Genomic DNA, 25,463 nt, shown 5'->3' with positions numbered 1-25,463 from the left:
CGCTCGTTGAACAAGTGGTCGGAACCTGTGGCCGCGTTGAGCGCTGCCGGTGTCCGCGCGGCCGAGGGCGGCCGGAGCACCCGTACGGGCGCGCTACGGTGGGGCGGACGGCCCGCGCACCCCGCGCCCACGGCCCGTTGATCGCCGGCACGACGAAGGTGGGGGCAGACAGACCGTCATGGCTGAGCACAGGGTCCGGGTCACCCAGGACAGCGCATCCCGCTGGCGTCGCCGCGCGGGCGACTACGACACGCTCGCCGAAGCCCTGGCCGCCGCCGAACCCGGCGACACCGTGGCCGTCCGCCCGGGGACCTTCCGGGAGAACGTCCTGCTGGACAAGCCGGTGACGATCGTCCCGGCCATGGGCCCGGGCACCGTCCGGATCGAGCCGCCCTCCGGCGTGGCGCTCACCGTCACCGCCGCCGCGACCGTGCGCGACCTGGTGATCGAGGGCGGCGACAGCTCCGCGCCGGCCGTCCTGATCACCGGCCCGGAGGCAACCCCCTCGCTCAGCGGGTGCCGGGTCGAGACGCGCTCCGCCACCGGCGTCGAGGTCACCGGCGGCGCCCGGCCGACCCTGCGCGGCTGCATGGTCGCCAACCCTGGCGGGCTCGGGCTGCGCCTGCGCGGCGAGGGCACCGCCGCCGCCTTCGAGGACTGCGAGGTCGCCGCCGCCGGCCAGGCCGGGCTCGCCGTCCTCGGCGGCGCGACCGCCGCCCTCGACCGCTGCCGCGTCCACCACGCCTCCGGCGCCGGGGTGCTGCTCTCCGACCCGGGCAGCGCTGCCGAACTGACCGGCTGCGAGATCTACGAGATCCGCGGCAGCGGCGTGCAGGCCGAGGCCCAGGCGGGCGGACGGCTGGTCGACTGCGAGATCCACCGGGTCACCGGCAACGGCCTGACCCTGGACGGCGAGGCCGAACTCGTGCTCACCGGCTGCCGGGTGCACGACCTGCCCGAGAACGGCGCCGATCTGCGCGGGCGTTCCCGGCTCAGCCTCACCCACTGCACCGTGCGGGACTTCGGGCGCGGGGCGCTGTCCGTCTGGGACCAGGGCACCGAGGCCGTCGCCGACGCCTGCCAACTGCACGGCTCCACCGGCGAGTACCCGGCCCTGTGGGTCAGCGACGGTGCCCGGCTCACCCTCACCGACTGCTCGCTGCACGACCTGCCCGACGCGCTGTTCGTCCTCGACCGGGACTCCGCGGCCGTCGCCGAGGGCTGCTCGTTCAGCCGGATCCGCAGCTCGGCGGTCTCGGTCAGCGGCGGCGCCACGGTCGCGCTGGCCGGGTGCCGCGTCCAGGAGGCCGGCACCGGGCTGTGGTTCCGCGACCACGGCAGCGGCGGTCTGCTCACCGGCTGCGAGATCTCGGACGTGGCCACCGGAGTGATCGTCACCAAGGGCGCGGACCCGGTGCTGCGCGACTGCACCGTGCGGGCCAGCACCGACGCCGGGGTGTACGTCTCGGCGCAGGGCCGCGGCACCTTCGAGGACTGCCGGGTCTCGCACGGCAAGGGTTTCGGGTTCCACATCATCGACGGGTGCCGTACCCAGCTGACCCGGTGCCGGGCCGAGCAGAACGAGCGGGCCGGGTTCGAGTTCTCCGAGCCGGGGCCGGTCACCGAGGGGTGCGTCTCGGACGACGTCCCGCCGGCCGCCCCGGCCGGCGGCGCCCGCTCGACCCGCTCGACCGGCACGGCGGGGGCGGTCGGCTCGGTCGGCCCGGCTGCCGAGGTGCCGTCCCCCAGGGCGGCCCAGCCGGTCTCCGCAGCGCCGGTGGCGGTGGACCGGGCGGGCGCACCGGCCGCCCCCTCGGCCGGCTCCCCGATCGCGCCGATCCCGGACTGCCGGCCGGCCGACGAGGCGCTCGCCGAACTGGACTCGCTGGTCGGGCTGGCGACGGTGAAGCAGGAGGTCCGCACGCTGATCGACCTGATCTCGGTCGGCCGACGCCGCCGCCAGGCCGGGCTGAAGGCGCCCTCGCTGCGCCGGCACCTGGTCTTCACCGGCGCCCCCGGGACCGGCAAGACCACCGTCGCCCGCCTCTACGGCGAGATCCTCGCCTCGCTCGGTGTGCTCCAGCGCGGCCACCTGGTCGAGGTGGCCCGGGTCGACCTGGTCGGCGAGCACATCGGCTCCACCGCGATCCGCACCGCCGCCGCCTTCGACCGGGCGCGCGGCGGCGTCCTGTTCATCGACGAGGCGTACACGCTGGCCCCCGAGGACGGCGCGCGGGACTTCGGACGCGAGGCGATCGACACCCTGGTCAAGCTGATGGAGGACCACCGGGACGAGGTGGTCGTCATCGTGGCGGGCTACACGGCCGAGATGGAGCGCTTCCTCTCCGCCAACCCGGGGGTTTCGTCGCGGTTCTCACGCACCATCACCTTCCCCGACTACACGGCGGACGAGCTGCTGGAGATCGCCCGCTCCCAGTGCGAGGAGCACGAGTACGCCCTCTCCGAGGCCGCCGAGGGCGCGCTGCTGGAGCACTTCGGGCGCCTGGAGCGCGGCCCGAACTTCGGCAACGGACGCACGGCGCGGCAGATCTTCGAAACGATGGTCGAGCGCCATGCGGTCCGGGTCGCGGCCCTCGCCGACCCGTCCACGGAGGAACTCCAGCTCCTCGTCCCGGCCGATCTGCCGACGGTGCCCCTGCCGTAGCGGGCGGCGCCGCTCGGGCTGCCGGGAGCGGCACCGCGCCGGATGCCGGGCGACCAGAACCCGAGGACGGCCGGCAGGCCACAGGCGCCGGACGGCGGCCGCCGGACGGTGGAGTCCGCCGGCCGCCGTCCGGCCGGTGATCAGGCCGCCCACTCCCCGCCCGCCAGGAACGACTCCAGCGCGGCCCGGTACGGGGCGATGTCGATGCGCTCGCCGGCCAGCCAGTCGTCCGAGTAGTACTTGTCCAGGTAGCGGTCGCCCGGGTCGCAGATCAGGGTGACCACGCTGCCCGTGCGCCCGGCCGCCCGCATCTCGGCGACGATCCGCAGCGCGCTCCACAGCCCCGTCCCGCTGGAGGCGCCCGCCTTCTTGCCGAGCACCCGCTCCAGCACCCGGACCGCGGCGATGGAGGCGGCGTCCGGCACCTTCATCATCCGGTCGACCGCCCCCGGCACGAAGCTCGGCTCCATCCGGGGCCGTCCGATGCCCTCGATCCGCGAGCCGCTGTCACACAGGGCGCCGGGGTCGTGGTTCACCCAGCCGTCGAAGAAGCAGGAGTTCTCCGGGTCGGCGACGCAGATCCGGGTGTCGTACTGCATGTAGCGCACGTACCGGGCGATGGTCGCCGAGGTGCCGCCGGTGCCGGCCGTGGCGACGATCCAGGCCGGTTCGGGGTGCGGCTCCAGGCGGAGTTGGGCGAAGACCGACTCGGCGATGTTGTTGTTGCCGCGCCAGTCGGTGGCCCGCTCGGCGTAGGTGAACTGGTCCATGTAGTGCCCCCCGGTCTCCTCGGCGAGCCGGGCGGAGGCCTCGTACACCGCGTCCGAGCGCTCGACCAGGTGGCACTCGCCGCCGTGGAACTCGATCAGGTCGATCTTGGCCTGGCTGGTGCTCTTGGCCATGACGGCGATGAACGGCACCCCGATCAACTGGGCGAAGTAGGCCTCGGAGACGGCGGTGGAGCCGCTGGAGGCCTCGATCACCGGCTTGCCCGGGCGGATCCAGCCGTTGCAGAGCCCGTAGAGGAAGAGGGAGCGGGCGAGGCGGTGCTTGAGCGAGCCGGTCGGGTGGGTGGACTCGTCCTTGAGGTAGAGGTCGATCCCCCACTCGGCCGGCAGCGGGAAGCGCAGCAGGTGGGTGTCGGCGGAGCGGTTGGCGTCGGCCTGGACCTTGCGCACCGCCTCCTTGAGCCAGGCGCGGTACTGGGGGTCCGAACGGTCGACGTCGGCGGTCGGCTCGAGGCCGGGGATCCCACCGGGCTGGGTGCTCATCGGTCACTACTCCTCGTTGCGGCCCCCCGCTGCTCACTACGAGTGTACGAGGGTCACGATAAGTGACCGTTTCCGGAAATCCAGCTTCCCCTTATCCCGGGCGCTCCCGGCTCACGCCGGCCGGCCGGTCTGACGGTCCGCCCGGCCGGCCGACGCTGCCGCCCGCTAGACCGGCACCGACTGCGGATCCGCCAGGTACGGCCCCCAGCCCAGCTCGGCCGCGCCCGCGAGCGCGCCGTGCGCCAGGTCCGCGCCGACGATCGGCACCCGTCCGCTGCGCCCCCACAGGCAGCGCTCGGCGACCACCGCGCGCAGCCGGTCGGGGGCGGCCTCCAGCAGGTCCAGGTGGAGGCCGCTGAGCACCACCCGGTCGGGGTTGAGGATGTTGGCGACCCCGGCCAGCCCGAGGCCGAGCCGGTCGATGACGTGCTCCACCGCCGCGCGGGCCCGCTCGTCGGTCGCGGCCGCCCAGCACAGTTCGCGGGCCTGGTCGAGCAGCGGGCGCCCGGGCTCCGGGGTGAGTCCGGCGGCGGCGAACAGCGCGTCGGGGTCGGTCTCCGAGTTGAGGCAGCCCCGGTTGCCGCACACGCAGGGCCGGCCCTGGGGGTCGACGGTGAGATGGCCGACTTCCAGCGCGAGCCCGGCGCTGCCGGTGTGCAGGTGACCGTCGATCACCAGCGCGCCGCCGACGCCGCTGTGGCCGGAGGTGACCAGCAGGAGGTGGCGGGCGCCGCGCCCGGCGCCGTGGCGGTACTCGGCGAGTGCGGCGAGGTTGGCGTCGTTGCCGACGAAGGTGGGCAGCGGGCGCAGGGCGGCGGGGCCGTGGTCGGCGCGGCCGACCTCGACGTCGTACAGGTCCGCGACCGGGGTGCCGCTGGGCCAGGCGAAGTGCAGTGCCGCCAGGGCGGTGCCGTCCGGCTCGGTGACGGGGTTGGGCAGCGCGAGCGAGGCGGCCAGGCAGCGGCGCTCGGTGGAGCGGGCCAGTTCGGCGCCCGCCTGGGCGACGGCGCGCAGCATCCGGACCGGGTCGGTGGCGGCGGGCAGCGGCAGGTGGACGGGCGGCTCGAGCAGCCCGCCGAGGCCGGCCAGGGTCACGCTCAGCTGGTCGGCGTGGATCTGGCCGGCGACCACCACCGGGCCGTGGGGGTCGATCGCCAGCCGGTGCGAGGGCCGGCCCCGGCCGCCACCGGCCGGGCGCGAGTCGACGGTGATCAGTCCGAGCGCCTCGAGTTCGGCCGTGACCGCGCCGGCCGTGGCCCGGGTGACGTCCAGGGCGCGGGTGAGCGCGGAGCGCGTGGGCGTCTGGCCGGTGTGGATGAGCGAGAGCGCGGGACCGAGCAGCGTCCGACCGCGGTCGGGGGCCGCGCGCCGGTGGGCGTCGCGCGGTGCGTCGGGATCCGCTCCGGAGCGGGGCCTCGGGCTTGAAGGTGAGAGCTGCACGACCCTATTGTGACTTTGTGCCGCTTCGAAACAAAATCCGTTCCCGCCCGCGTCCCGCCGACTCCTCGCCCCAGTCTCGCAGCACGACCCCCGCCACCGACAGTCCCTGGGGCCCCGCACGGATCGCCCTCACCGCCTTCTTCGCCGTCGACGGCTTCCTCTTCGCCGCCTGGGTCGTCCGCATCCCCGACGTGCGCAGCCAGATCAGCGCCACCCACAGCGCCCTCGGCCTGGCGCTGCTCTGCCTGTCCGCCGGAGCCGTCCTCACCATGCCGGTGGTCGGACGGCTCTGCGTGCGGTACGGCTCCCGGCCGGTCACCGTCGGGTCGCTCGCCCTGCTCAGCCTCGCCGTACCGCTGCCCGCGCACGCCCACTCGGTGCTCTCGCTCGGCGGCGTGCTGCTGCTCTTCGGAGCCGGGTACGGGGGCGCCAACGTCGCCATGAACAGCGCCGCCGTCGACCTGGTCGCCCAACTGCGGCGGCCGGTCATGCCCAGCTTCCACGCCGGATACAGCCTCGGCGGGCTGCTCGGTGCGGGCCTCGGCGGCCTGCTCGCCGACCGGCTCACCACCACCTGGGCCCTCGCGCTCGGCGGACTGCTGGGCCTGGCCGTCACCGCCGGCGCGGGCGTCGTGCTGCTGCGCAGCCCGGCGGCGGGAGTGGCGCCGGGGGCGACGCCCGCGCGCCCGGTGGAGGGCGCAGCCGACGGGCCGCCCGAGGGCACCGCGGGCCGACCCGCCCGCGGTCACGCCCGACTGCTGGTGCTGATGCTCGGTCTCACCGCGCTGTGCACCGCGTACGGCGAGGGTGCGGTGGCCGACTGGGCGACCCTGCACCTGACGGACGACGTCCACGCCGGCGCCGGGACGGCCGCCGCCGGCTACGCCGCGTACGCCTTCGCGATGACCAGCGGGCGGGTGGGCGGCACCTGGCTGAGCATCAGGCTCGGCCAGACGCGGCTGATGCTGTGCGGCGGACTGGCGGCGGCGGTCGGCATGCTGGTCGCGGCGGCGGCCCCGGCCGTTCCGGTGGCGATCGGCGGCTTCGTGCTGGTCGGCCTCGGGCTGGCCAACCTCTTCCCGCTCGCCATCGCCCGGGCCGGCGCGACGGGCGGGCCGCAGGGCGTCGCGCTCGCCTCGACGCTGGGGTACGGGGGGATGCTGGTCGGGCCGGTGGTGATCGGCTTCCTCGCCGACGCGGCCGGACTGCCGCTGGCCCTCACCACGGTGGCCCTCACCGCGACGGCGGCGGCGCTCCTGCCGCTGGCGGTGGGACGGCGCTGACGGTGGCCACGGCGCCGACCGTGGGACGGCGCCGACGGGCCGCAGGTGAGAGGTGGCGGGGGCCGGGGGGGCAGGGGGCGGCAGGCAGGTGGCAGGCGCAGGTGTCAGGTGGCAGGATGCACCCCCATGACGACCAGCGGACGCATCCAGCTCCTGCGCGCCGACGAGCGCCCCGCCACGCCGTGGCTCAACGGCGGCGGGGTGACCAGGGAGGTCGCCGGCTTCCCGGCCGGGGCCGCGCTGGACGGCTTCGACTGGCGGGTCAGCCTCGCCGACGTCGCCTCCGCCGGACCGTTCTCGCGGTTCCCCGGCATCGACCGCGTGATCACCCTGGTCGAGGGCGCGGGCATGGCGCTGACCGTGGACGGCGGCGAGCAGGTGATCGACGCCCCCTTCCGCCCGTTCGCCTTCGCCGGCGACGCCGCGACGGACTGCCGCCTGCTCGGCGGCCCGGTGGTGGACTTCAACGTGATGACCCGTCGTGGCCGGGTCGAGGCGACCGTGGACCTGCTCGGCGCGCCCGGCCCGCTGGCCGTGCCGCCCGCGGCGACCGTCCTGCTGGTCTGCGTCGCCGGTTCGGCGACCCTGGACGGCACCGAACTGGCCCGCTTCGACGCCGCCCTGCTGGCCGCCCCCGGTCCGTACCGGTTGCTGCCGTCCGACGGCGGCGTCTGCGCCGCCGTCACCTTCCACCCCGCTCGCTGACCGCTCGCCCGCCTGACGGCGCGCCGCCCGTGCCCCCGGGGCGGCCGGGAACACGGGCGGTCGCGGGCGGATCCGGCTCAGCCGCAGAGCACCGGCGTGGCGTGCGCCGGGTCCAGGGCGTTGGCCACCAGGTGCAGCGCCGTCGGCGAGAACGCGATCGCCACGTGCTCGGCGAGCGTGAGCGGGCAGTGGTCCTGCAGGACCTGGTTGTCGACGTCCGGCCCGTTCAGGAACTGGGTCCGCCACGGGGTGACGACCTCGTCGTACACGGTCGAGATCACCGTGTACCGCACGCCCGGCACCGTGTCCGGCCGGGAGGCCATCGTCGCGTTGAAGTCGGAGCCCACCGCCTGGTCACGGCAGGCCTGGCAGACCGTGTAGATCAGGTCGGTGACGCCCGGGAAGTACGGCGCGAGGTTGGTGATCCCGTCGAGCGTCGTGCCGTGGTTGGACGGCGCCAGGCCGACCAGCGTGTCGACCTTCGACGCCCCGCCGAGGAACTTGAGGTAGTAGTTCGGCATCATGCCGCCCTGCGAGTGCCCGACGATGTCGACCTTCGCTGCGCCGGTCGCGCTCCGCACCAGGTCGACGAAGTGCGCCAGTTGGGCCGCCGAGTCGGAGACGGCCCCGAGCCCGCCGATCGGCAGCAGCAGGCCGCTGCCGGTGGAGGTGATGCCGGGAACGGTGCCGTAGTCGAGCGCGAAGACGCAGTACCCGAGGTCCTTCAGCAGCGGGGAGAGCGCCAGCCAGTTCTCGTAGCGGTTGGCGAAGGTGCCGTGGACCAGGACCACCGGGTGGGGGTGTGCGGCGGTCGGTCGGCAGTTCCAGTCGTTGGCGCCGGGCGGCGAGGCCACCGAGTCGCCGTCGGGCGGGAGTTGGGCGGTGCCGGCGGCCGGGGCCGCGGCGGTCGACGGCGCGGCCGAGGCCGGCGTGGCCGCCCCCGCCAGCAGCGCGCCCGCCAGCAGGATCGCGCCGAGGATCCCGCCGAGCGGGCGGCGCAGGGAAGTCGGGGAGAAGCGGAGAAGTGGGGTTCTCAACTGTTGCCTCCACGGCGGAAGTTTGTTACCAACAGGTAACCCGAGTGGCTCAATGATGCGGTCGCCCCTCCGGCCCGGCCCTTGGGCGTTCCCCAGACCTGGACGGTGTTCTCTGTGACCGGTCACAACGCACCCCACTGCACGCCCCTGGACACCCCCGGAACCACGCCGACCTGGCAGGTTCCGGTGATCGGCGGCCGACCGGCCGACCAGCTGCTCCTCAACGGAGTCCGCGAGTTGGCCGAGCGCGTGGTCGCCGCCCTGCTCGAGCGCGTGCCGGTCTACCGCCGCCTCCCGCGCGAGCAGCTCACCGGCGAGCTCACCCGGGACACCGAACGGCGCATCCGCGCACTCGCCCACACGGTGCGCACCGGACTCCCCGCCCCCGCCGAGGAGTTCGCCGCCGTACGGGAGTCCGCCGCGCGCCGGGCCGAGGAGGGCCTGCCGCTGGACGCCGTGCTGCTCGCCCACCACCTCGGCCTGGAGGTCTGCTGGGACTCGGTCACCCGGGACGCCCACGCCGGTGACGCCGCCGATCTGCTGGTGCTCAACCGGCTGCTGCTCGACCAGCTGGGCCGAGCCGTCACCGCGGCCGGCGCCGGCTACCTGGACGGCCGGCGCCCGGCCGGCGACCGGCACCACACCGCCCGGCAGTCCCTGCTCAGCGCACTGCTCGCCGGCACCCCCGCCGAGGAGGCCGCCACCCGCGCCGGCATCCGGCTGCCGGCCGGTTACGCGGTGCTCTGCCTGGCCATCGCCGAGCACCCGGACGAACGCTCCCCCGGCGTCGACCCGGGCATCGCCGCGCACCGGAAGCTCCGCCGCTTCGCCGCCGAACTCGACCACCGCACCCGGCAGTCGGCCCTCACCGCGCTCACCCCGGTCGGCGGCCTCGTGCTGCTGCCGCTCGATCCGGAGCCCGAGTCCGAGCCCACCGACGCGGCCGCCGGCGAGGCGCCCTGGCCGCAGCTCGCCGCCGCACTGACCGCCGCGGCCCGCGCAGCCGGGGCGCCGGTGCTGGCCGGAGCGGCCGCCGCCACCCCCGGCGAGGTGCCGGGCGCGGCCGCGCTGGCGTACGAAGTCCTGGACGTGGCCCGGGCGTTCGGCCGCCCGCCCGGTCTGCACCGGCTGGACGACGTGCTGCTGGAGTACCAGCTGACCCGCCCCAGCCGGGCCCGCGCCCGGCTCGCCGCGCTACTCGAACCACTGGCCGACGGCGGGGAGTTGCTCACCACACTGCGCACCCACCTGGCCGGCGGCCTCAATCGCCGCCACACCGCGAGCGCCCTGCACCTGCACCCCAACACCGTGGACTACCGGCTGCGCCGGATCGCCGTGCTCACCGGTCTGGACCCGTCCCGCCCGGCCGACGCCCTGCGGATCACCGCGGCGATCGCCGCGCGCGCCGCCGAACAGTCCTGTACCGCTCGGTAGTCGCACCGCGCCGCGCCCGTGCCGCCGTTCCCGACGGCGCGGGCGGCGCGAGTGGGGCGGGTCGGGCGGGCGGCGCGAGTGGGGTGGGTCGGGCGGTGGCGCGAGTGGGGCGGGCGGCGCTCAGTCCTGCTGCTGCTCCTGCTCCCCCGGCAGCCTCAGGTCCCAGCCGACCAGGGCGCGCAGTTGCTCCGCCGTCACGCCGTCCGGCACCGGCCGGGGCGGCTCGTGGCGCAGCGGCGGCTGCCAGCCCTCCTCCTCGGTCCAGCGGCGCACCACCTTGGCGGGCGCCCCCGCGACCACGGAGTGCGAGGGCACCTCCCCGCGCACCACCGCCCCGGCGGCGACCACCACGTTGCGCCCGATCCGCGCCCCGGGCATGATCACCGCGCCGGTGCCGATCCAACTGCCCGAGCCGATCTCCACCGGCTCGTTGCGCGGCCACTGCTTGCCGATCGGCAGCTCGGTGTCCCGGTACTCGTGCGCCTGGTCGCTGACGTACACGCCGGGCCCCGTCCAGACGTCGTCCCCGATGACGATCGACTGGTGGCCGACGATGTGGCTGTCCCGTCCGATCACGCAGCCGCCGCCGATCCGCACGATCGGCTCCGGTCCGAGGTCGAGCCCGGGCAGGAAACCGGCGCTGATGGTGACCCGCTCACCGATGATCGAGAACGGCCCGATAGTGATCCACCGCTCGTTGAACACCGCCCCGAGCGGAAAGGCGAGGGACGTGCCGTCCCCCAGCTCGCCGAACCGGTACGGGCCGGGGTTGCGGTTGGTGACCGCACCGGTCCGCTGCACCCAGCGCCAGCCCCGGTGGACGAGGTGCCCGGCGGCCCGGCGGCCACCGGTCCGGACGGCGGACAGAAGGGAACGGGTTATCGGCATGCGCTCACGTTACCGGCCCGTAGCATCGGCCCGGCCGCCGGGAGGCCGACATCACACCAGGCCATCCGGCAGCACCGGCACCACCGGCACCGGACTTCCGACCGTCCGAAAACCGCCACTGTGTTCGAGCGCGGATGGGAGACTCGCCCCCATGGAGATCCCCGACCACATCGAAGGGCTGCGCCGCGAGGGCACCCTGCTCGCCGAGGCCGCCGCCCGCACCGACCTCGCCGCCCCCGTACCGACCTGCCCGGACTGGCGGCTGGGCGACCTGGTGCGACACGTCGGCCGCGTGCACCGCTGGGCCGCCGCCCACCCGGCGAAGGGCCTGCGGGCGCCGATGGAGGAGGCGGCCCTGAAGGAGCTGATCGGGCCGGACCCGTCGGACGCCGCGCTGCTCGACTGGTTCCGCGATGGCCACGCCGCGCTGGTGACGGTGCTCAGCGAGGCCCCCGCCGACGTCGACTGCTGGAGCTTCCTGCCCTCGACCAGCCCGCTGGCCTTCTGGGCCCGGCGCCAGGCGCACGAGACCGCCGTGCACCGCTTCGACGCCGATGCGGCGGCCGGCTCGCCGGGCCCGGCCGTGGACACCGCGCTCGCCCTGGACGGCATCGACGAGTTGCTGCGCGGCTTCCTGGTCGGCGGCCGGTCGACGGTGCGCAGCGAGCGCCCGCGCACCGTCCGGGTCCGGACGACCGACGGCCCCGGGTGCTGGCGCCTGACCATCACCGACGAGCCGCTGTCCGTCACGACCGAGGAGAGCCCGGAAGCGGCCGACCTGACGCTCACCGGCCCGGCGCACGAGCTCTACCTGCTGCTCTGGAACCGCCTGACGGTCGACCGGCCGGCGCCCGCCGGCCAGAGCAGCCCGACCGACCGGCGGGACCCCGCCGACCGGAACGCAACGGCGGAGCCGGCGGGGCACCTGCGGCCTGCCGAACGGGTCGAGGTCAGTGGCGACCGGGACCTGCTCGGTCTCTGGCGGGACGGCGCGGCCATCCGCTGATTCCGAGCCCGTCCGAGCCACGCCGAGCCGAGCCGGCCCCCTGGCCCCCGCGAGGGCAGGTTCGGCGACGGCGGGTTCGCAACGGCGCGTGGGGCGACGGCACGTTCGGAGCCGGCACCTTCGGCGCTGCCGGCCTCAGCGCACCCAGGCAGCCGGCCGCTTCTCCAGGAAGGCCCGCATCCCCTCCTGCGCCTCCGCGGAGCCGAACAGCCGCGCCGACAGCTGCACCAGCTCGTCGGCGTCCCGCTGGAACGAGCGCGCCACCTCGGCGTTGGCCAGCCGCTTGGACTCGGCCAGTCCCTGCGGCGAGCCCTGGCGCAGCGCGTCCAGCAGCCCCTTCAGCACCACCGCGGTGTCCTCGGTGGACTCGGCGGCCCGGGTCAGCAGGCCGATCCGGGCCGCCTCGGCGGCGTCGAAGACCTCGCCGGTGAGGTAGTAGCGAGAGCCGGCGCGCGGGTCCAGCTTCGGACGCAGCGGCAGCGAGATGACGGCGGGCGCGAGGCCGAGCCGGACCTCGGTGAAGGCGAAGGTCGCGGCCGGTCCGGCGATCGCCAGGTCCGCCGCACCGATCAGGCCGAGGCCGCCGGCCCGGGCGTGTCCGTCCACCACGGCGATGACCGGCTTGACGCAGTCCACGATCGCCTTCTGCAACTCGACCAGGCCGCGTGGGCCGACCGTCGGGTCCGCGCCGGTCGCCTCGGAGAGGTCCGCGCCCGCGCAGAACACCTTGCCGGTGTGGGTGAGCACCACGGCGCGGACGTCCGGGTCGGCCGCCGCGACGGCCAGTCCGGCGTGCAGCTCCGCCATCAGCCGCGAGGAGAGCGCGTTGCGGTTGTGCGGCGAGTCGAGGGTGAGCGTGGTGACGGCATCGGCGGTGCTGACGCGAACGAGGGGCTCTGCGCTGGTCATCGGCGTGGGCCTGCCTTCCGGCTGAGGGTGGGTCGGACTGCGGGCGCGGGCCGGGGTGTCCGGACCGCGCCCGGACGACTCTGGCACGCCCACCCGCCCCTCGGCCAGAGCAGCCGGCCGATCGCGGCCCGGGCCGCGCCCGCCACCCGGACGGCCCGGGGACGACGCGACCGGACGGAAAACCACTGGTGGTCCGGGTCACGGTCCCGACAGCATGAACGGCATGACCACCGACTCGCCCGTCCTGCTGCTCGCGCCGCGCGTCAACGAGACCAGCCGGCGGCTGCGCACCGCCGCCGGGCTGCGCGGTCTGCGGGCCCGCACCGCGACGGGCTGGCAGGCGCCGCGCGAGCTGCTCGGCGCGCCGGTCCACGTGTACGGCGGGCCGCTGTTCGGCGACGCGGTCGGTCGGGAGCTCGGCCTGGCCCTGCTGGAGCCGGCCGAGGACTGGCTCGTCCGGCTGCCGTTGACGCTGACCGGCCGGCGCGTGGCCGCCACGACCCTGGCCGAGGCCCGCGGGCTGCGCGGACCGGCCTTCGTGAAGCCCCCGGCGGACAAGACGTTCGCCGCCCGGGTCTACCCGGACGGCGGTGCGTTGCCCGGGCCCGAACTGCTGGACGGCGACACGCCGGTGCTGGTGAGCGAGGTGGTGCGCTTCCGTGCGGAGTACCGGCTGTTCGTCCTGGACGGCGCGGTGCGGGCGGGCTCGCGCTACGCGGAGGAGGCCGAACTGTCCGTCGCGCCGCTCGGGCGGGACGGCTCCGAGGTGCTGGCCTTCGCCCGCGACGTACTGGCCGCCTCGGCCGCGCAGGCCCCGCTGCCGAGCGCGGTCGTGGTGGACGTGGGGCGCACCGACGGCGGCTGGGCGGTGGTGGAGGCCAACGCCGCCTGGGCGAGCGGCGGTTACGCCGCCGAATCGGACGCCGTGCTGGACGTGGTGCTGCGCTCGGCCGGCCCGCTCGCCCAACTGCCCGTCGCCGACCTTCCGTTCCGGCGCGAACTGCCCGAAGTCGTGCGCTGAGGGGCCGGTCGGCGGGCCCCGGCCCCGGCCGGCCGGTTCAGGCCCCGACCGGTGGGCCTGGCCGGTGGGCCCGGCCGGCAGCCGGAGTTACCCCTTGCGGCCGGGACGCGCGATGACGCAGGATCCTGCGCCGTGACCACCACCCATCTCACGCACATCACCGAGCCGCCCGGCGTCGCGCCCGGAACGGGCTACACCCAGGTCGTCACCGGCACCGGCCGGCTGGTCCACGTCTCCGGCCAGGTGGCCTTCGACGAGCACCGGAACCTGGTCGGCGAGGGCGACCCCAGGGCGCAGGCGCGGCAGGTCTTCGAGAACCTGCGCCGCTGCCTGGCCGCCGCCGGGGCCGACTTCTCCGACGTCGTGAAGTTCACCTTCTTCATGACCGACATCTCCTACCTCGCGGCCGTCCGGGAGGCCCGCGACGAGTACCTGGACGGCCTGCCGCTGCCGGCGGCCTCGGCGATGCAGGTCGCCGCGCTGTTCCGGCCGGACGTGCTGATCGAGATCGAGGCGACGGCGATCGTCCAGGAGTAGCGCGGGAGCAGCGCCGAGCGGCGCGGGAGCAGCCCGGGAGCAGCCCGGGAGCAGCCCCGAGCGGCGCGGGAGCAGCACGGAAGCAGCCCGGGAGCAGCGCGAGGCCGCACGGGTCTCAGACCGCCCGCGCCCGCAGCTCCCGCCGTCCGGCCCACCGGACGGCGGGGCCCATCGCCACGCCGGCCCCCGCCAGCACCGCGCCCAGCACGGCCCATCCCGCCGGGCCGTAGCCGATCACGGCCGTACCGACCACCGCCGGGCCGGCCGTCATCGCGGCCGCCGTGCCCGCGTTGAACACGCCCTGGTAGGCCCCGTGGTGGTGTTCACCCGCGAGGTCGTAGCTGAGCGCCCAGCTCCCGGCCTGGCCGAGCACCTCGGCGAGCGACTGCAGCGCGATGCCGGCGAGCACCACCACGGCGGCGAGGATGCCGGGCAGTCCGTGGGCGAGGTCGATGACCAGGCAGGAGGCGGCGAGCACCAGGCCGGCCCGGCGGCATGCCCGGGCGGCCGCGCTCCGCTCCTCGGTGCCGTTGGTGGCCCGCACCTGGAGGGCGATCACCACCAGGGTGTTGAGGACCAGGGCGCCGGCGACGACGATCCTCGGCGCCTCGGTCCGCTGGACGATCCACAGCGGAACGCCCACCTCCAGGACGGCGAACTGCAGCGCGAGCACGGAGCACAGCACGGTCACGACCAGGAACGGGCCGTCCCGCAGCGCCGGGTTGCGCCGACGGCCCCGCTCCACGTCCCGTTCCGAGGGGCCGGCGGGTCTCGCCGTGCCGGTGCCGGACATGCCTCCCGTGCCGTGCCCGGTCCCGGCGTCGGCCTCGGCCGTCGACGGCCCGGCCGGGGCGCGCGGCAGGCGGTGGAACAGCACGGCGACGGCCGCGAAGGAGCAGGCGTCGGCCAGGATCGCCGTCAGGTAGACCGGCCGGGTGTCCAGTTGCAGCGCGACCGCGCCGAGGGCCGTCCCCCCGCAGATGCCGACGTTGGTCACCACCCGGAGGTAGGCCCGCCCCGCCACTCGCCGCTCGGGGGGCAGCACCTCGGCGTAGAGCGCGTTCCGCACCGCCGCGGCCCCCCGGTCGACGGCCGCGACCGCGCACGCCACGGCGACGAAGGCGGGATAGCTGTGCACCAGCGTGTACCCGGCGGTGCCGACCGCCTCCACCCCGACCAGCGCCACCAGGACCCGCCGGGCGCCCCAGCGGTCGGCGGCCCGGCCGGCCGGCACGCTGGCGGCGACCCCGCACAGCCCGGCGGCGGTCATCCCGACGCCCAACTGTGCCGCGCCGAGGCCGAGCACGCGGGTGAAGAACAGCACCGCGACGGACAGCGAGAGGCCGTCCCCCACGGTGTTGACGAGCGTGGTCCCGGCCAGCCTGCGGACCGTCGGATCCGGGTGCAGACGGCGGCGCACAGCCGCGGGCAGGCGGCCGCCCGCCCCGGGCCCGGGTGTCGCGCGGGACGGTGCGGAGGACTCCGGTGCGTCGGTCATGCCTTGATCACACCGCCGGGCGGGCCACCGCCGCCATTGCTTTTCCGCTCCGCCCGTCACCACGCCGTGTCAGGCCGGCCCGGAGGCACCGGAACCGCTACCTCGACGCCATCGCCGTCAGCCGTCGCGCCGCCCGGTACTGCCGCAGCACCTGGGCGAAGGTCGTGTGCCCCTGGGTGGCCCGGGCGAAGGCCCGCCAGGCGGCCGGCACCAGGCACACCGCGGCGTGGAACAGGTACGGCCGCCGCTCGAAGGCGCCGAGCAGCTGCTTGCCCGCGCGCATCTCCACGCCCAGTCCGGCCTTGACGGCGAAGGCGTAGTTCAGCGCCTCGCGCCGCACCGCGGCCGCGTCGCCCGCCTCCGCGACGCGCACCGCCCACTCGCCGGCCAGTCGGCCCGAGCGCAGCGCGTAGGAGATGCCCTCGCGGGTCCACGGCTCCAGCAGCCCGGCCGCGTCCCCCGCGACCAGCACCCGGCCGCGGGAGAGCGGCGAGTCCTCGGCGCGGCAGCGGGTCAGGTGCCCGGACTCGACCCGCGGGGTGAAGCCGGAGAGGCCCAACCGCCGGATGTAGTCGGCGAGGTACTGCTTGGTCCGCTCGCCGTCGCCGCGCGCCGAGATGACGCCCACGGTCAGCGTCCCGGACCGGGTCTTCGGGAACACCCAGCCGTAACTGCCCGGCAGCGGGCCCCAGTCGAGGTGGATCCGGCCCGACCAGTCCGCGGCGACCTCCGGCGGGACGGGGATCTCCGCCTCCAGACCCAGGTCGATCTGGTCGAAGGTGACGCCCACGTGCCGGGCGATCCGGCTCGCGCTGCCGTCGGCACCGACCACCGCGCGGGCCTCGAAGGTGCGCCCGTCGGCCGCCGTGACCAGCGCCGTCCGGTGCTCGCCGCCGCGCTGCTCGACCCCGGTGACGGTCACCCCGGTGACCAGCACCGCGCCCGCCTGCTTGGCCGCCTGCACCAGGCGCAGGTCGAACTCGTCCCGGTTGACCAGGCCGAACAGCATCCGCTCGGAGCGGCGCGTACGGGTGTACCGGCCGTCGTACGCGAAGGTGACGGCGTGCACCCGGTCCTGGAGCGGCAGTTCGAAGTCCGGCGGCAGGCTGTCGCGGGAGGGGCCGATGATGCCGCCGCCGCAGGTCTTGTACCGGGGGTGCTCGGCCTTGTCCAGCAGCAGCACCCGGCGGCCCTGCGCGGCGGCGGCGTGCGCGGCGGAGGCCCCGGCCGGCCCGGCGCCGACCACCACGACGTCCCAGACGCCGTCGAGCTGTTCCGTCGACGCCACCGACTCCGCCGCCGGCTCCGTGGACGCCTCCCGGGATGTCTCCGCGGACGCCTTCCGGGACGCCGTTGACACCTGTGCGGACGCCTCACTGCCGACGGGCGCGGTCGTCGCGGTCGTACGGTCGAGCGGGCTACGGGAATCGGAGCTTCCGGAGTCAGTCACGTCGAGCAATCCTATGCGTCCGCACGGCCCCCCGGGCTCAGCACCACCCGGCGAACACCGCCGCCTATGATCGGCGGTACCCCGACCGATCCCTCCGCCCGCACCACCCCGTGGGCGGCCCGCCCCCTCGGAGCCCCGATGTCACAGCCCCTGGCCGACGCCGTCCGGTCCCTGATGGACCGTGCCCGCACCGACCTCGCCGAACTGGTCGCCTTCCCGTCGGTCGCCGACCCGCGCCAGTTCCCGGTCGAGGTGTGCGAGAAGGCCGCGCGCTGGGTCGCCGACGCCTTCGCCGCCGAGGGCCTGACCGGCATCCGGCTGCTGGACACCCCGGACGGCACCCAGTCCGTGTACGGCGAGCTGCCCGGCCCCGAGGGCGCCCCGACCGTCCTGCTGTACTCGCACTACGACGTGCAGCCCCCGCTCGACGAGGCCGGCTGGACCAGCCCGCCGTTCGAGCTGATCGAGCGTGACGGCCGCTGGTACGGACGCGGCGCCGCCGACTGCAAGGGCAACATCCTGATGCACCTGACCGCCCTGCGGGCGCTGCGCCAGGTGTACGGGGACGCCTACCCGGTCGGCCTGAAGATCATCGTGGAGGGCTCGGAGGAGCAGGGCACCGGCGGCCTGGAGCGCTACGCCGAGGCCCACCCCGAGCTGCTGGCCGCCGACGCCATCATCATCGGCGACACCGGCAACTTCGCCCCCGGCCTGCCCACCGTGACGGCGTCGCTGCGCGGCATGACGGTGGTCGAGGCCTCGGTCACCACCCTCGGCGGCAACCTGCACTCCGGCGCCTTCGGCGGCGCGGCCCCGGACGCGCTGCAGTGCCTGGTCCGGGTGCTCGCCTCGCTGCACGACGAGAACGGCGACGTCGCGGTCGCCGGGCTGACCGCCGACCAGACCTGGGAGGGCGTGCAGTACCCGGAGGAGCAGTTCCGCGCCGACGCCAAGGTGCTCGACGGCGTCGCCCTGACCGGCACCGGCACCATCGCCGACCGGCTGTGGGCGCGCCCGTCCGTCACCGTCCTCGGGATCGACGCCCCGCCGGTGATCGGCGCCACCTCCTCCGTCCAGGCCGCCGCGAAGGCGCTGATCAGCCTGCGCGTCCCGCCGGGCACGAGCGCGGACGCCGCCCAGGACGCGCTGGTCGCCCACCTGGAGGCGCAGATGCCGCTCGGCGCCCGGCTGACCGTCCGGCGCCAGGGCAACGGCGCCCCGTTCCGCGCCGACATCACCGGCCCGGCGTACGAGGCGATGGGCGAGGCGATGGCCGAGGCCTTCGGCACCCCGATGGTCGCCTCCGGCGAGGGCGGCTCGATCCCGCTCTGCAACACCCTGCGCACGCTCTACCCGAAGGCCGAGATCGTGCTGATCGGCGTCGAGGAGCCGACCACTCAGATCCACGCGGTCAACGAGAGCGTCGACCCGCAGGAGCTGGAGCGGATGGCCCTCACCGAGGCCCTGTTCCTGCGCCGCTACGCGGAACTGCGCTCCGCCTGACGGCCGTCGGGACGGTACGGGCCCCCGGGTCCGCCGCCGGCCGCCCGCCCCGCCACCGGCGGGCGGCCGCCACCGCCGCGGCGTAGCCGACGGCGCCCACCGCCAGTCCCGCCCCGGCCCCGAAGCAGACCTCCGGGACCAGGTTCCGCCGCAGCGGGCTCAGCCGGTGCAGCACCCCGGCCGCCGTCGCCGCGCCCAGCGCCGCGACGGCCACCCGCCGGGTCCGGGCACCCGGGCGCACGGCGGGGCGGACCGGCTCGGCCACCCGCACCGCACGCGCCGCCCAGCCCGCGATCGCGGCCAGCCCGAGCACCGAAGTCCCGTACTGCATCGCCTCGTAGAGAGGCGTCCCGGCCACCCGCCGCTCCAGGACCGGCAGCAGCCGCACGCCCAGCCGGTCACCGTGGGTGAACGCGTCCCAAGCGACGTGGGTGGCCGCCCCGACCGCCGCCGAGCCGAGGAACCAGGCGGCGTCCACGGCCCGGACGCCGCCCTCCCCGGCCCGGCGGGCCGTCAGCGCCTCGGCGCCGCCCGCCCAGCGCTCGGGCAGCAGCCCCACCAGCGGCGCCCGCAGCAGTCCGTGCCACCCCGCCACCAGTGCGGCGGCGACCGCGACGTCCACCGTCGGCACCGCCCACCACCGGTGCAGCAGCCCTCCGTGCCGGTACACCCCGGGCAGCAGCGACTCGACGAAGAACGGCACGTCGGGCGCCATCGACCCGGCGACCAGCGCGGAGGCCACCAGCGGGCCGCGCGCCCCGGCGGCGCGCAGCAGGGGCAGGACGGCGGCGGGGTGACTGAACGTGAACGGCATGCCCCCATCCTGACGCCCGCTCCGGCCGCCGGGCGAACCGGGTGGGCCGCGTCGCGGGCCGCCGCCCGGAAGCCCCGCCGCGCCACAGCCCCGGCGCCGCGCCACAGCCCGGGAGCCTCGCCGCCGCCTCGAATCCCCGCCGCCGCCCCGAAGCCGAAGCCCCGCCGCCTACGGCGCACACCGGACGGCGGACTCGCGGCGCTTCGTCAGGCCGCGTCCGCCGCGCTCTCCAGCCCCAGCGCCACCCGGCACCCCGCTTCCAGGTACCGCAGCTCCCCGCTCCGCCGCGCCTCCAGCGCGGCGGCCAGCCGCCGGTAGCGGCTGGGCGGCAGCAGGTCGGCCGCCTCCTCCAGGGTGACGAACCGCCAGCCGCGCAGTTCCTCCTGCTGGAGCAGCAGGTTCTGCCGGCCCGCGTCGTCCAGCAATCCGCCGTCGTACACCAGGCGCAGGCCGCCGCGGCGCGGGCCGGTGCGGGGCTCCCAGTCGACGGCGATCAGCCGCAGCGTGGCGGGGTCGAGCCGCAGGCCCAGCTCCTCGGCGGTCTCGCGCAGGGCCGCGTCGGTCGGGGCCTCACCGCGTTCGACCACGCCGCCGGGGAAGTCCCAGTCGGGCTTGTAGACCGGGTCGACGAGCAGCACCCGGTCCTGCTCGTCGAAGAACAGCACGGCGGAGGCCACGGTGTCGCCGGTCGGATCGGGGGCCTGGACGATCGGGCAGCGGGCGGCGCCGACCCGGACGAGCTCGGCGATGCGGTGCGCGGTCTCACGGGGAGTGAGGTCGCTGCTGTCGATCAGCCGGGCGTCGCCGACCAGCCAGCGGCGGGCGGCCCGGTAGCGGGGCAGGTGTTCCAGGCACCAGTCGCGGACCCGCTCGCTGCCCGCCGGATCGCCGGGGCACTCCTCGCGATGCGCGATCCGGTCACGCAGGATCGTTTCTTCGGGATCCAGGACGAAGTGGTGCACCGCGATCCCGTGGGCGGCGAGGCCGCCGAAGATCTCGTCCCGGTAGTCCTCTCTGAGCAGGGTCATCGGCACCACCAGCGGGCCGCCGACCTCGTCGAGCAGCGCGGCCGCCGTCTCGGGGACGAGCCGGCGCCAGGCCGCCAGGTCCTGGAAGTCGGACACCGCGGCCAGCCGGTCCGCCGGAAGCATCCGGCGCAGACCGAAACCCACCAGCTCGGGATCGAAGAGCACGCTCCCGGGCAGCAGTTCCACCAGCTCGCGGCAGGCACTCGTCTTGCCCGCCCCGAATGTGCCATTGACCCAGACGATCACAACGTCCCCTGCCCTCGACTTGCCCCGATGCCGTTCGCACCGGGCAGCGCCCCCGTCGGCCGAACCAGCGCCACCCGTGGTGGTACCCGCACCACGCCGCTCCCCATGCCTGCCCGGCGCGCCCGCCCGCGCGCCCCCTTGTCAGGGGCATGTGCCCAGGCCAGGGGGCCGGACCGGGACGCATGCGGACCGTTCGGCCGCGGAGCCGCCTTCCGACCGGACGCCGTTCGCACAGGAGGTCGGACCGGCCGACTTCCGGTGCGCGCCCCACCCGTACGCCGCGCGCGCCGCCCCTGCGCCCGCCCGCTCCCCGGTGCTCCCGCTCCCCTCCTCCCGCCGTTCGGCCCGGGCGGCCCGGGCCTCGGACCGCGCAACGGACCGCGCAACGGACCGAGCCGCCGGAGCACCCAGCCGCCCCCGGCACCGCGGGTGCCTCTTGCGCCGCCCGAGCCCCGCCGCGTACAGAGGAACGATGAAGCTGCTTCCCGCCGGCCGCGTCGTCGTCATCGGCTCGGTCAACACCGACCGGATCCTCCGCTGCCCCGTGCTCCCCTCGCCCGGCGAGACCGTCCTGACCACCTCCGCCGACCGGGGCTTCGGCGGCAAGGGCGCCAACCAGGCGGTGGCGGCGGCCCGGCTGGGCGCGGCGACCCACCTGGTCGCCAAGATCGGCCGGGACGACGACGGCGAGGCGGCGCTCGCCGACCTGCACGGCGCGGAGGTGCGGACGGACGCCGTGCTCACGCACCCCGAGGCGCCGACCGGTCAGGCGATCGTGATGGTCGATCCGTCCGGCGAGAACAGCATCGTGGTCGTCCCGGGAGCCAATGCCGAGCTGACGCCCGAGGAGGTCACCGCCGCGCTGGACCGGCTCCACCTGCTGCCCGTGGACGTCGTCCTCACCAGCAACGAGGTCCCCGCGGCGTGCATCCGCGCCGCGGCGGCCGCGCTCCCCGCCGCCGGTCCGAACGGCGGCACCCGCTGGCTGCACAACACCGCCCCGGCCGGCGCGCTGCCCGACGCCGGCCCCACCGGCCGGCGGCCGCTGGTGGTCGCCAACGCCGTCGAGGCGCGCCAGCTGACCGGGGCCACGACCGCCGCCGAGGCCGCCCGGGCACTCGCCCGCACGGCCGAGGGAGCGGTGGTCACCCTCGGCGGGGAGGGCGCGCTGGTCGCCACCGGGTCGGACGTCGCCCTGCTGCCCGCGCCCGCCGTCCAGGTGGTCGACACCACCGGCGCCGGCGACGTCTTCTGCGGCGCCCTGGCCGCCGGGCTGGCCCGCGGGGCCACGCTCACCGACGCGGCCGCCACCGCCGTGGCCGCCGGGGCCTTCGCCGTCACGGCGCTCGGCGCCCGCGGCGCGCTGCCCCGGAGGGCCGATCTCTGACGCCGCGTCCGGCCGGCGCTGCCGGCGGGGCGGCTGGGCGTGCCCCGGCCGGGGGCACGGGTGCCGTCGGCGGGGTCACGTCGGGAGCGCCGGGTCCAACACCGGCGCCCCCGACGTGCTCACTGGCGGACCGTCACGGCCGCCCCATGTAGGCCGGATAGTAGCCCTTGCTGATGGTCGAGATCCGGATCTTCGTCCCGGGCCGCGCGGCCTCGACGTACTGGTTGTTGCCCAGGTAGATCGCCACGTGCTGGATGCCGCGCCGGGTGCCGTCCGGCGACCAGAACAGCAGGTCGCCGCGGCGCAGCTGGCTCGCACTGATCGGCGTGGTCGCCTCGTACTGGTCGTTGGCGACCCGGGGCAGGCTGATGCCGCCGCGCCGGAAGGACTGCTGCACCAGGCCCGAGCAGTCGTACCCGTCCGGCCCGTTGCCCGCCGTCTTGAACGGCTTGCCCAGTTGGGCGAGCGCGAACTCCACGGCGGTCTCGACGTCCCGGTCGACCGCCACCGAGCCCTGGGAGGAGCCCGAGGAGCCGGACGAACCGGAGGAGCCCGAGGACGAGCCCCCGCCGGTCCGCTCCAGGTAGATGTCGTAGTGGGTGGTCCAGCGCCACTCGCCCCTGCTGTTCCTGAACCAGTAGCGCGAGCCGTCCCAGCCCTGTCTGATCCCCCCGCCCGACGTCGCCGAGGACTTCGACGAGGAGCCCGACGAGCTCTTGGCGCCGCCGGTCCGCGCCACGTAGACGCTGTAGTGGGTGGTCCAGCGCCACTGCCCCTGGCTGTTCTTGAACCAGTACCGCGAGCCGTCCCATCCGGCGTGCGCCGGCGCCCGCTCCGCGGCGGCGGGGCTCACTCCGGTGCCGAGGCCGATCACCCCGGTGCCGACCGCGATCACGGCCGCCATCGCTATCCCCCGACGGATCCGCGCGGCCCGCGCGGGACGGACGGGACGTCCGGAACGGTCGGCGGTGGCGTGCTGCTCGATCGGTTCGTCGGCGGCATCCGGCGAGCCGGTGTTGACGGTGGTCATCCTGCTGACTTCCTTCACTGCTGCGAACGCACTGGTGCGAACGGCCGCCCGACGGGCGGCTGCGGAAACTGCTGCGGACACGCGGTACGCCCCGGCTCTCGCCGGTTCGTCCGCTCGGCAGATCCCGTCCGACATGCCACGGCCACCGGTCCTGCGACCGGAGGTCGCGGCATGTCACCAGGATTCAGTTCTGCCTGCGTGTCACGTTAAGCACGCGTCCGCTCACGGCGCGCAGCGGAGTGCGCCAAAGGAAGGGTTCACGGGCGGTGAGCACCGACGGGGCATCAGGGTGAGACCGCGTCACCGCGCGCCCAGCCGACGGCCCCTCACCTCTGGCCTCCGGCCTCCGCGAGGAGCTGCTTCTTCAGCACCTTTCCCAGTGCGTTCCTGGGCAGTTCGGGCACCAGCACGACCCGGCGCGGGCGCTTGTGCACCGAGAGCCGCTCGGCCACGAAGGCCGTCAGCTGTTCCCCCGTCACGGAGCCGTCCGGAATCACATAGGCGACGATCGCCTGTCCGAGGTCCTCGTCGGGCGCGCCGACCACCGCCGCGTCGGCGACCGCCGGGTGGTCGCGCAGGGCGGCCTCGACCTCGCCCGCACCGATCCGGTAGCCGCCGCTCTTGATCAGGTCCACCGAGGCCCGGCCGACGATCCGGTGGAAACCGTCCGCTCCGATCACCGCCACGTCCCCGGTGCGGAACCAGCCGTCCTCCGTCCAGGCCTCGGCGTCGGCGTCCGGCCGGTTCAGGTAGCCGCTGAACAGCGTGGGGCCGGAGACCTGCAGTTCGCCGACGCTCTCCCCGTCGTACGGCACCGGTTCGCCGTCCTCGCCGACCAGCCGGGTGCGCACCCCCTCCAGCGGCAGCCCGACGCTGCCCGGGCGCCGCTCGCCGTCCGCCCGGGTGCTGACGGTGATCAGCGACTCGGTCATCCCGTAGCGCTCGATCGGGGCGTGCCCGGTGAGCGCCGCCAGCTTCTCGAACACCGGTACGGGCAGCGGCGCGCTGCCGGAGACCAGCAGCCGGGCCGGGGCCAGGCGGGCGGCCGACGCCGGGTCGGCGGCCAGCCGGGACCAGACCGTCGGGACACCGAAGTAGAGGCTGCCGCCGGCCGTCGCGTACCCCTGCGGGGTGGGCCGTCCGGTGTGCACCAGTCGGCTGCCGGTGCGCAGCGCGCCGAGCACTCCGAGCAGCAGGCCGTGCACGTGGAACAGCGGCAGGCCGTGGACGAGGGTGTCCTCGGCGGTCCACTGCCAGGCGGCGGCGAGGGCGTCCAGGTCGGCGGCGATCGCCGTCCGGCTGATCACCGCTCCCTTGGGCGCGCCGGTGGTGCCCGAGGTGTAGAGCACGAAACCGGTCGCGTCGGCGGCCGGCTCGGCGTACCCGGTGGCGGAGCGCTCGGCGGTGTCGACGGGCAGGGCCTCCACCGGGAGGTCGTCCGGCAGTGCCTGCCCGGCGGCGTGCGCGAGCAGTGCCGCGCCGGAGTCGCGCAGGATGTGTGCGCGCTCCTTCGGCCCCGAGTCGGGTGGCAGCGGAACCACGGGGACGCCGGCCAGCAGCCCGCCGACCACGGCGGTGACCGTCTCGACGGTGGGAGCGGCGAGCACGGCGAGCGCCGGCGCCCCGGCCACCCGGTCGGCCACGGCGGTCGCCGCACCCAGCAGGTCCGCCCGGGAGAGCGCCCGGCCGTCGATCCGCAGCGCGTCCGCCGCGTCGCCGTGGTCGCCCTGAAGTGCCGTCAGCAGTGCCATGCTTCCGTCCTCGCCCTCGTCTCGCCCTGGTCGCACCCAACCCGGCCGGACCGTCGAAGTCGGTCCGGTGCCGTCGGGCCGACTCTACGGGCCGCCGCTCCCGCGCCCGCCGACGGGGCGAACGGCGGGGAGAACGACCGGGCGAACGGCCTGGCGGAACGGCCTGACGGAACGCTCTGGCAGAACGCTCTGGCGAACCTCTCTGGCGAACGACGGGAGGGCGTGGCGCCCGGTACCGGGGTACCGAGTGCCACGCCCTCCGTGGTCCGTCCGAGGGGTCAGGCCTTGCGGGCCTTCACCTCGGCGGTGAGCTGCGGCAGGACCTGGAAGAGGTCGCCGACGACGCCGTAGTCGACCAGCTCGAAGATCGGGGCCTCGGGGTCCTTGTTGACGGCCACGATGGTCTTCGAGGTCTGCATGCCGGCCCGGTGCTGGATGGCACCGGAGATGCCCGCCGCGATGTAGAGCTGCGGGGAGACCTGCTTGCCGGTCTGGCCGACCTGGTTGCTGTGCGGGTACCAGCCGGCGTCGACGGCCGCGCGCGAGGCGCCGACGGCCGC

21 protein-coding genes are annotated in these 25,463 nt (G+C 75.7%); 9 read left to right on the top strand and 12 right to left on the bottom strand.

Features of this window, described 5'->3' with window-relative positions; all coding sequences use genetic code 11:
• The first annotated feature begins 178 nt into the window (after window positions 1–178).
• Entirely contained in the window at window positions 179–2,665 is a 2,487-nt protein-coding gene (locus ACGF07_RS32440; protein WP_392904694.1) for a right-handed parallel beta-helix repeat-containing protein, read from the top strand.
• A 140-nt stretch (window positions 2,666–2,805) separates the two neighbouring features.
• Here ACGF07_RS32440 and ACGF07_RS32435 read toward each other — a convergent pair whose 3' ends face one another.
• Both ACGF07_RS32435 and ACGF07_RS32430 read right to left on the bottom strand, forming a co-directional pair.
• Entirely contained in the window at window positions 2,806–3,936 is a 1,131-nt protein-coding gene (locus ACGF07_RS32435) for a PLP-dependent cysteine synthase family protein (RefSeq protein WP_350749150.1), read from the bottom strand.
• Window positions 3,937–4,101: 165 nt separating this feature from the next.
• On the bottom strand, window positions 4,102–5,376 hold the full coding sequence (locus tag ACGF07_RS32430) for an ROK family protein (RefSeq protein WP_392904691.1): 1,275 nt from the start codon (window positions 5,374–5,376) through the stop codon (window positions 4,102–4,104).
• A 17-nt stretch (window positions 5,377–5,393) separates the two neighbouring features.
• Here ACGF07_RS32430 and ACGF07_RS32425 point away from each other — a divergent pair, with 17 nt between their 5' ends.
• Window positions 5,394–6,659: an MFS transporter gene (locus ACGF07_RS32425; RefSeq protein ID WP_392904688.1), complete on the top strand. Its 1,266-nt coding sequence runs from the start codon at window positions 5,394–5,396 to the stop codon at window positions 6,657–6,659.
• Window positions 6,660–6,785: 126 nt separating this feature from the next.
• Complete coding sequence (locus ACGF07_RS32420; protein ID WP_392904686.1) at window positions 6,786–7,364, top strand: HutD family protein; 579 nt, start codon at window positions 6,786–6,788, stop codon at window positions 7,362–7,364.
• A gap of 77 nt (window positions 7,365–7,441) precedes the next feature.
• Here ACGF07_RS32420 and ACGF07_RS32415 read toward each other — a convergent pair whose 3' ends face one another.
• Window positions 7,442–8,401, bottom strand: coding sequence for an esterase/lipase family protein (locus tag ACGF07_RS32415; protein WP_392904685.1), 960 nt, complete (start codon window positions 8,399–8,401; stop codon window positions 7,442–7,444).
• Between the two features lie 114 nt (window positions 8,402–8,515).
• Here ACGF07_RS32415 and ACGF07_RS32410 point away from each other — a divergent pair, with 114 nt between their 5' ends.
• Window positions 8,516–9,835 carry a PucR family transcriptional regulator gene (locus tag ACGF07_RS32410; RefSeq protein ID WP_392904683.1) on the top strand — a complete coding sequence of 440 codons (1,320 nt, stop codon included), beginning with the start codon at window positions 8,516–8,518 and terminating at the stop codon, window positions 9,833–9,835.
• Between the two features lie 120 nt (window positions 9,836–9,955).
• Here the strand turns inward: ACGF07_RS32410 and ACGF07_RS32405 are convergent, their stop codons facing one another.
• Complete coding sequence (locus ACGF07_RS32405; protein ID WP_392904681.1) at window positions 9,956–10,723, bottom strand: acyltransferase; 768 nt, start codon at window positions 10,721–10,723, stop codon at window positions 9,956–9,958.
• Between the two features lie 151 nt (window positions 10,724–10,874).
• Between ACGF07_RS32405 and ACGF07_RS32400 the strand changes: the two genes are divergently transcribed.
• The gene (locus ACGF07_RS32400; protein ID WP_392904678.1) at window positions 10,875–11,729 is read left to right on the top strand and encodes a maleylpyruvate isomerase family mycothiol-dependent enzyme; all 855 of its coding nucleotides are present in this window, start codon (window positions 10,875–10,877) and stop codon (window positions 11,727–11,729) included.
• A gap of 135 nt (window positions 11,730–11,864) precedes the next feature.
• On the opposite strand, the gene ACGF07_RS32395 is transcribed toward ACGF07_RS32400, so the two are convergent.
• Window positions 11,865–12,638, bottom strand: a complete 774-nt coding sequence (locus tag ACGF07_RS32395) for an enoyl-CoA hydratase family protein (protein WP_392904675.1) — start codon at window positions 12,636–12,638, stop codon at window positions 11,865–11,867.
• 223 nt (window positions 12,639–12,861) lie between these two features.
• Between ACGF07_RS32395 and ACGF07_RS32390 the strand changes: the two genes are divergently transcribed.
• A complete protein-coding gene (locus ACGF07_RS32390; RefSeq protein ID WP_392904673.1) occupies window positions 12,862–13,659 on the top strand; it encodes an ATP-grasp domain-containing protein in 798 nt (265 codons plus the stop codon).
• A 132-nt stretch (window positions 13,660–13,791) separates the two neighbouring features.
• Window positions 13,792–14,196, top strand: a complete 405-nt coding sequence (locus tag ACGF07_RS32385) for a RidA family protein (protein ID WP_392904670.1) — start codon at window positions 13,792–13,794, stop codon at window positions 14,194–14,196.
• Window positions 14,197–14,311: 115 nt separating this feature from the next.
• Here the strand turns inward: ACGF07_RS32385 and ACGF07_RS32380 are convergent, their stop codons facing one another.
• Window positions 14,312–15,694, bottom strand: coding sequence for an MFS transporter (locus tag ACGF07_RS32380; protein WP_392904667.1), 1,383 nt, complete (start codon window positions 15,692–15,694; stop codon window positions 14,312–14,314).
• Window positions 15,695–15,791: 97 nt separating this feature from the next.
• Complete coding sequence (locus ACGF07_RS32375; RefSeq protein ID WP_392904665.1) at window positions 15,792–16,982, bottom strand: geranylgeranyl reductase family protein; 1,191 nt, start codon at window positions 16,980–16,982, stop codon at window positions 15,792–15,794.
• A 300-nt stretch (window positions 16,983–17,282) separates the two neighbouring features.
• Between ACGF07_RS32375 and ACGF07_RS32370 the strand changes: the two genes are divergently transcribed.
• Window positions 17,283–18,647 (top strand): dipeptidase, encoded by a 1,365-nt coding sequence (locus ACGF07_RS32370; protein ID WP_392904663.1) that lies wholly within the window; start codon window positions 17,283–17,285, stop codon window positions 18,645–18,647.
• Here the strand turns inward: ACGF07_RS32370 and ACGF07_RS32365 are convergent.
• Both ACGF07_RS32365 and ACGF07_RS32360 read right to left on the bottom strand, forming a co-directional pair.
• On the bottom strand, window positions 18,598–19,461 hold the full coding sequence (locus ACGF07_RS32365; RefSeq protein WP_392904661.1) for a DUF4184 family protein: 864 nt from the start codon (window positions 19,459–19,461) through the stop codon (window positions 18,598–18,600). The two genes, ACGF07_RS32370 and ACGF07_RS32365, sit on opposite strands and share 50 nt — an antisense overlap.
• Before the next feature lie 206 nt (window positions 19,462–19,667).
• Window positions 19,668–20,735, bottom strand: coding sequence for an NUDIX domain-containing protein (locus ACGF07_RS32360; RefSeq protein WP_392904659.1), 1,068 nt, complete (start codon window positions 20,733–20,735; stop codon window positions 19,668–19,670).
• A gap of 472 nt (window positions 20,736–21,207) precedes the next feature.
• On the opposite strand from ACGF07_RS32360, the gene ACGF07_RS32355 reads away from it, so the two are divergent.
• Window positions 21,208–22,122 carry a PfkB family carbohydrate kinase gene (locus tag ACGF07_RS32355; protein WP_392904657.1) on the top strand — a complete coding sequence of 305 codons (915 nt, stop codon included), beginning with the start codon at window positions 21,208–21,210 and terminating at the stop codon, window positions 22,120–22,122.
• A gap of 133 nt (window positions 22,123–22,255) precedes the next feature.
• On the opposite strand, the gene ACGF07_RS32350 is transcribed toward ACGF07_RS32355, so the two are convergent.
• From ACGF07_RS32350 to ACGF07_RS32340, 3 genes are all read right to left on the bottom strand, one after another.
• Window positions 22,256–23,152, bottom strand: a complete 897-nt coding sequence (locus ACGF07_RS32350; protein WP_350749113.1) for a C40 family peptidase — start codon at window positions 23,150–23,152, stop codon at window positions 22,256–22,258.
• A gap of 326 nt (window positions 23,153–23,478) precedes the next feature.
• Window positions 23,479–24,903: an acyl-CoA synthetase gene (locus ACGF07_RS32345; RefSeq protein WP_392904654.1), complete on the bottom strand. Its 1,425-nt coding sequence runs from the start codon at window positions 24,901–24,903 to the stop codon at window positions 23,479–23,481.
• 278 nt (window positions 24,904–25,181) lie between these two features.
• Window positions 25,182–25,463: electron transfer flavoprotein subunit alpha/FixB family protein (locus tag ACGF07_RS32340; RefSeq protein WP_392904651.1), on the bottom strand; the 282-nt coding region annotated here is incomplete at its 5' end.

Origin of the sequence: Kitasatospora sp. NPDC048194 (genome assembly GCF_043202455.1) — a bacterium.
Lineage (GTDB): Bacteria > Actinomycetota > Actinomycetes > Streptomycetales > Streptomycetaceae > Kitasatospora.
Note: the sequence above shows the minus strand (reverse complement) of the source record. Positions and strands in the feature narration are given on the sequence as shown.

Bases quoted from the DNA above. Each gene is read 5' to 3' on its own strand.
- ACGF07_RS32440 (WP_392904694.1), top strand. From the start codon at position 179: ATGGCTGAGCACAGGGTCCGGGTCACCCAGGACAGCGCATCCCGCTGG.
- ACGF07_RS32435 (WP_350749150.1), bottom strand. From the start codon at position 3,936: ATGAGCACCCAGCCCGGTGGGATCCCCGGCCTCGAGCCGACCGCCGAC.
- ACGF07_RS32420 (WP_392904686.1), top strand. From the start codon at position 6,786: ATGACGACCAGCGGACGCATCCAGCTCCTGCGCGCCGACGAGCGCCCC.
- ACGF07_RS32405 (WP_392904681.1), bottom strand. From the start codon at position 10,723: ATGCCGATAACCCGTTCCCTTCTGTCCGCCGTCCGGACCGGTGGCCGC.
- ACGF07_RS32400 (WP_392904678.1), top strand. From the start codon at position 10,875: ATGGAGATCCCCGACCACATCGAAGGGCTGCGCCGCGAGGGCACCCTG.
- ACGF07_RS32395 (WP_392904675.1), bottom strand. From the start codon at position 12,638: ATGACCAGCGCAGAGCCCCTCGTTCGCGTCAGCACCGCCGATGCCGTC.
- ACGF07_RS32390 (WP_392904673.1), top strand. From the start codon at position 12,862: ATGACCACCGACTCGCCCGTCCTGCTGCTCGCGCCGCGCGTCAACGAG.
- ACGF07_RS32380 (WP_392904667.1), bottom strand. From the start codon at position 15,694: ATGACCGACGCACCGGAGTCCTCCGCACCGTCCCGCGCGACACCCGGG.
- ACGF07_RS32370 (WP_392904663.1), top strand. From the start codon at position 17,283: ATGTCACAGCCCCTGGCCGACGCCGTCCGGTCCCTGATGGACCGTGCC.
- ACGF07_RS32365 (WP_392904661.1), bottom strand. From the start codon at position 19,461: ATGCCGTTCACGTTCAGTCACCCCGCCGCCGTCCTGCCCCTGCTGCGC.
- ACGF07_RS32355 (WP_392904657.1), top strand. From the start codon at position 21,208: ATGAAGCTGCTTCCCGCCGGCCGCGTCGTCGTCATCGGCTCGGTCAAC.
- ACGF07_RS32350 (WP_350749113.1), bottom strand. From the start codon at position 23,152: ATGACCACCGTCAACACCGGCTCGCCGGATGCCGCCGACGAACCGATC.
- ACGF07_RS32345 (WP_392904654.1), bottom strand. From the start codon at position 24,903: ATGGCACTGCTGACGGCACTTCAGGGCGACCACGGCGACGCGGCGGAC.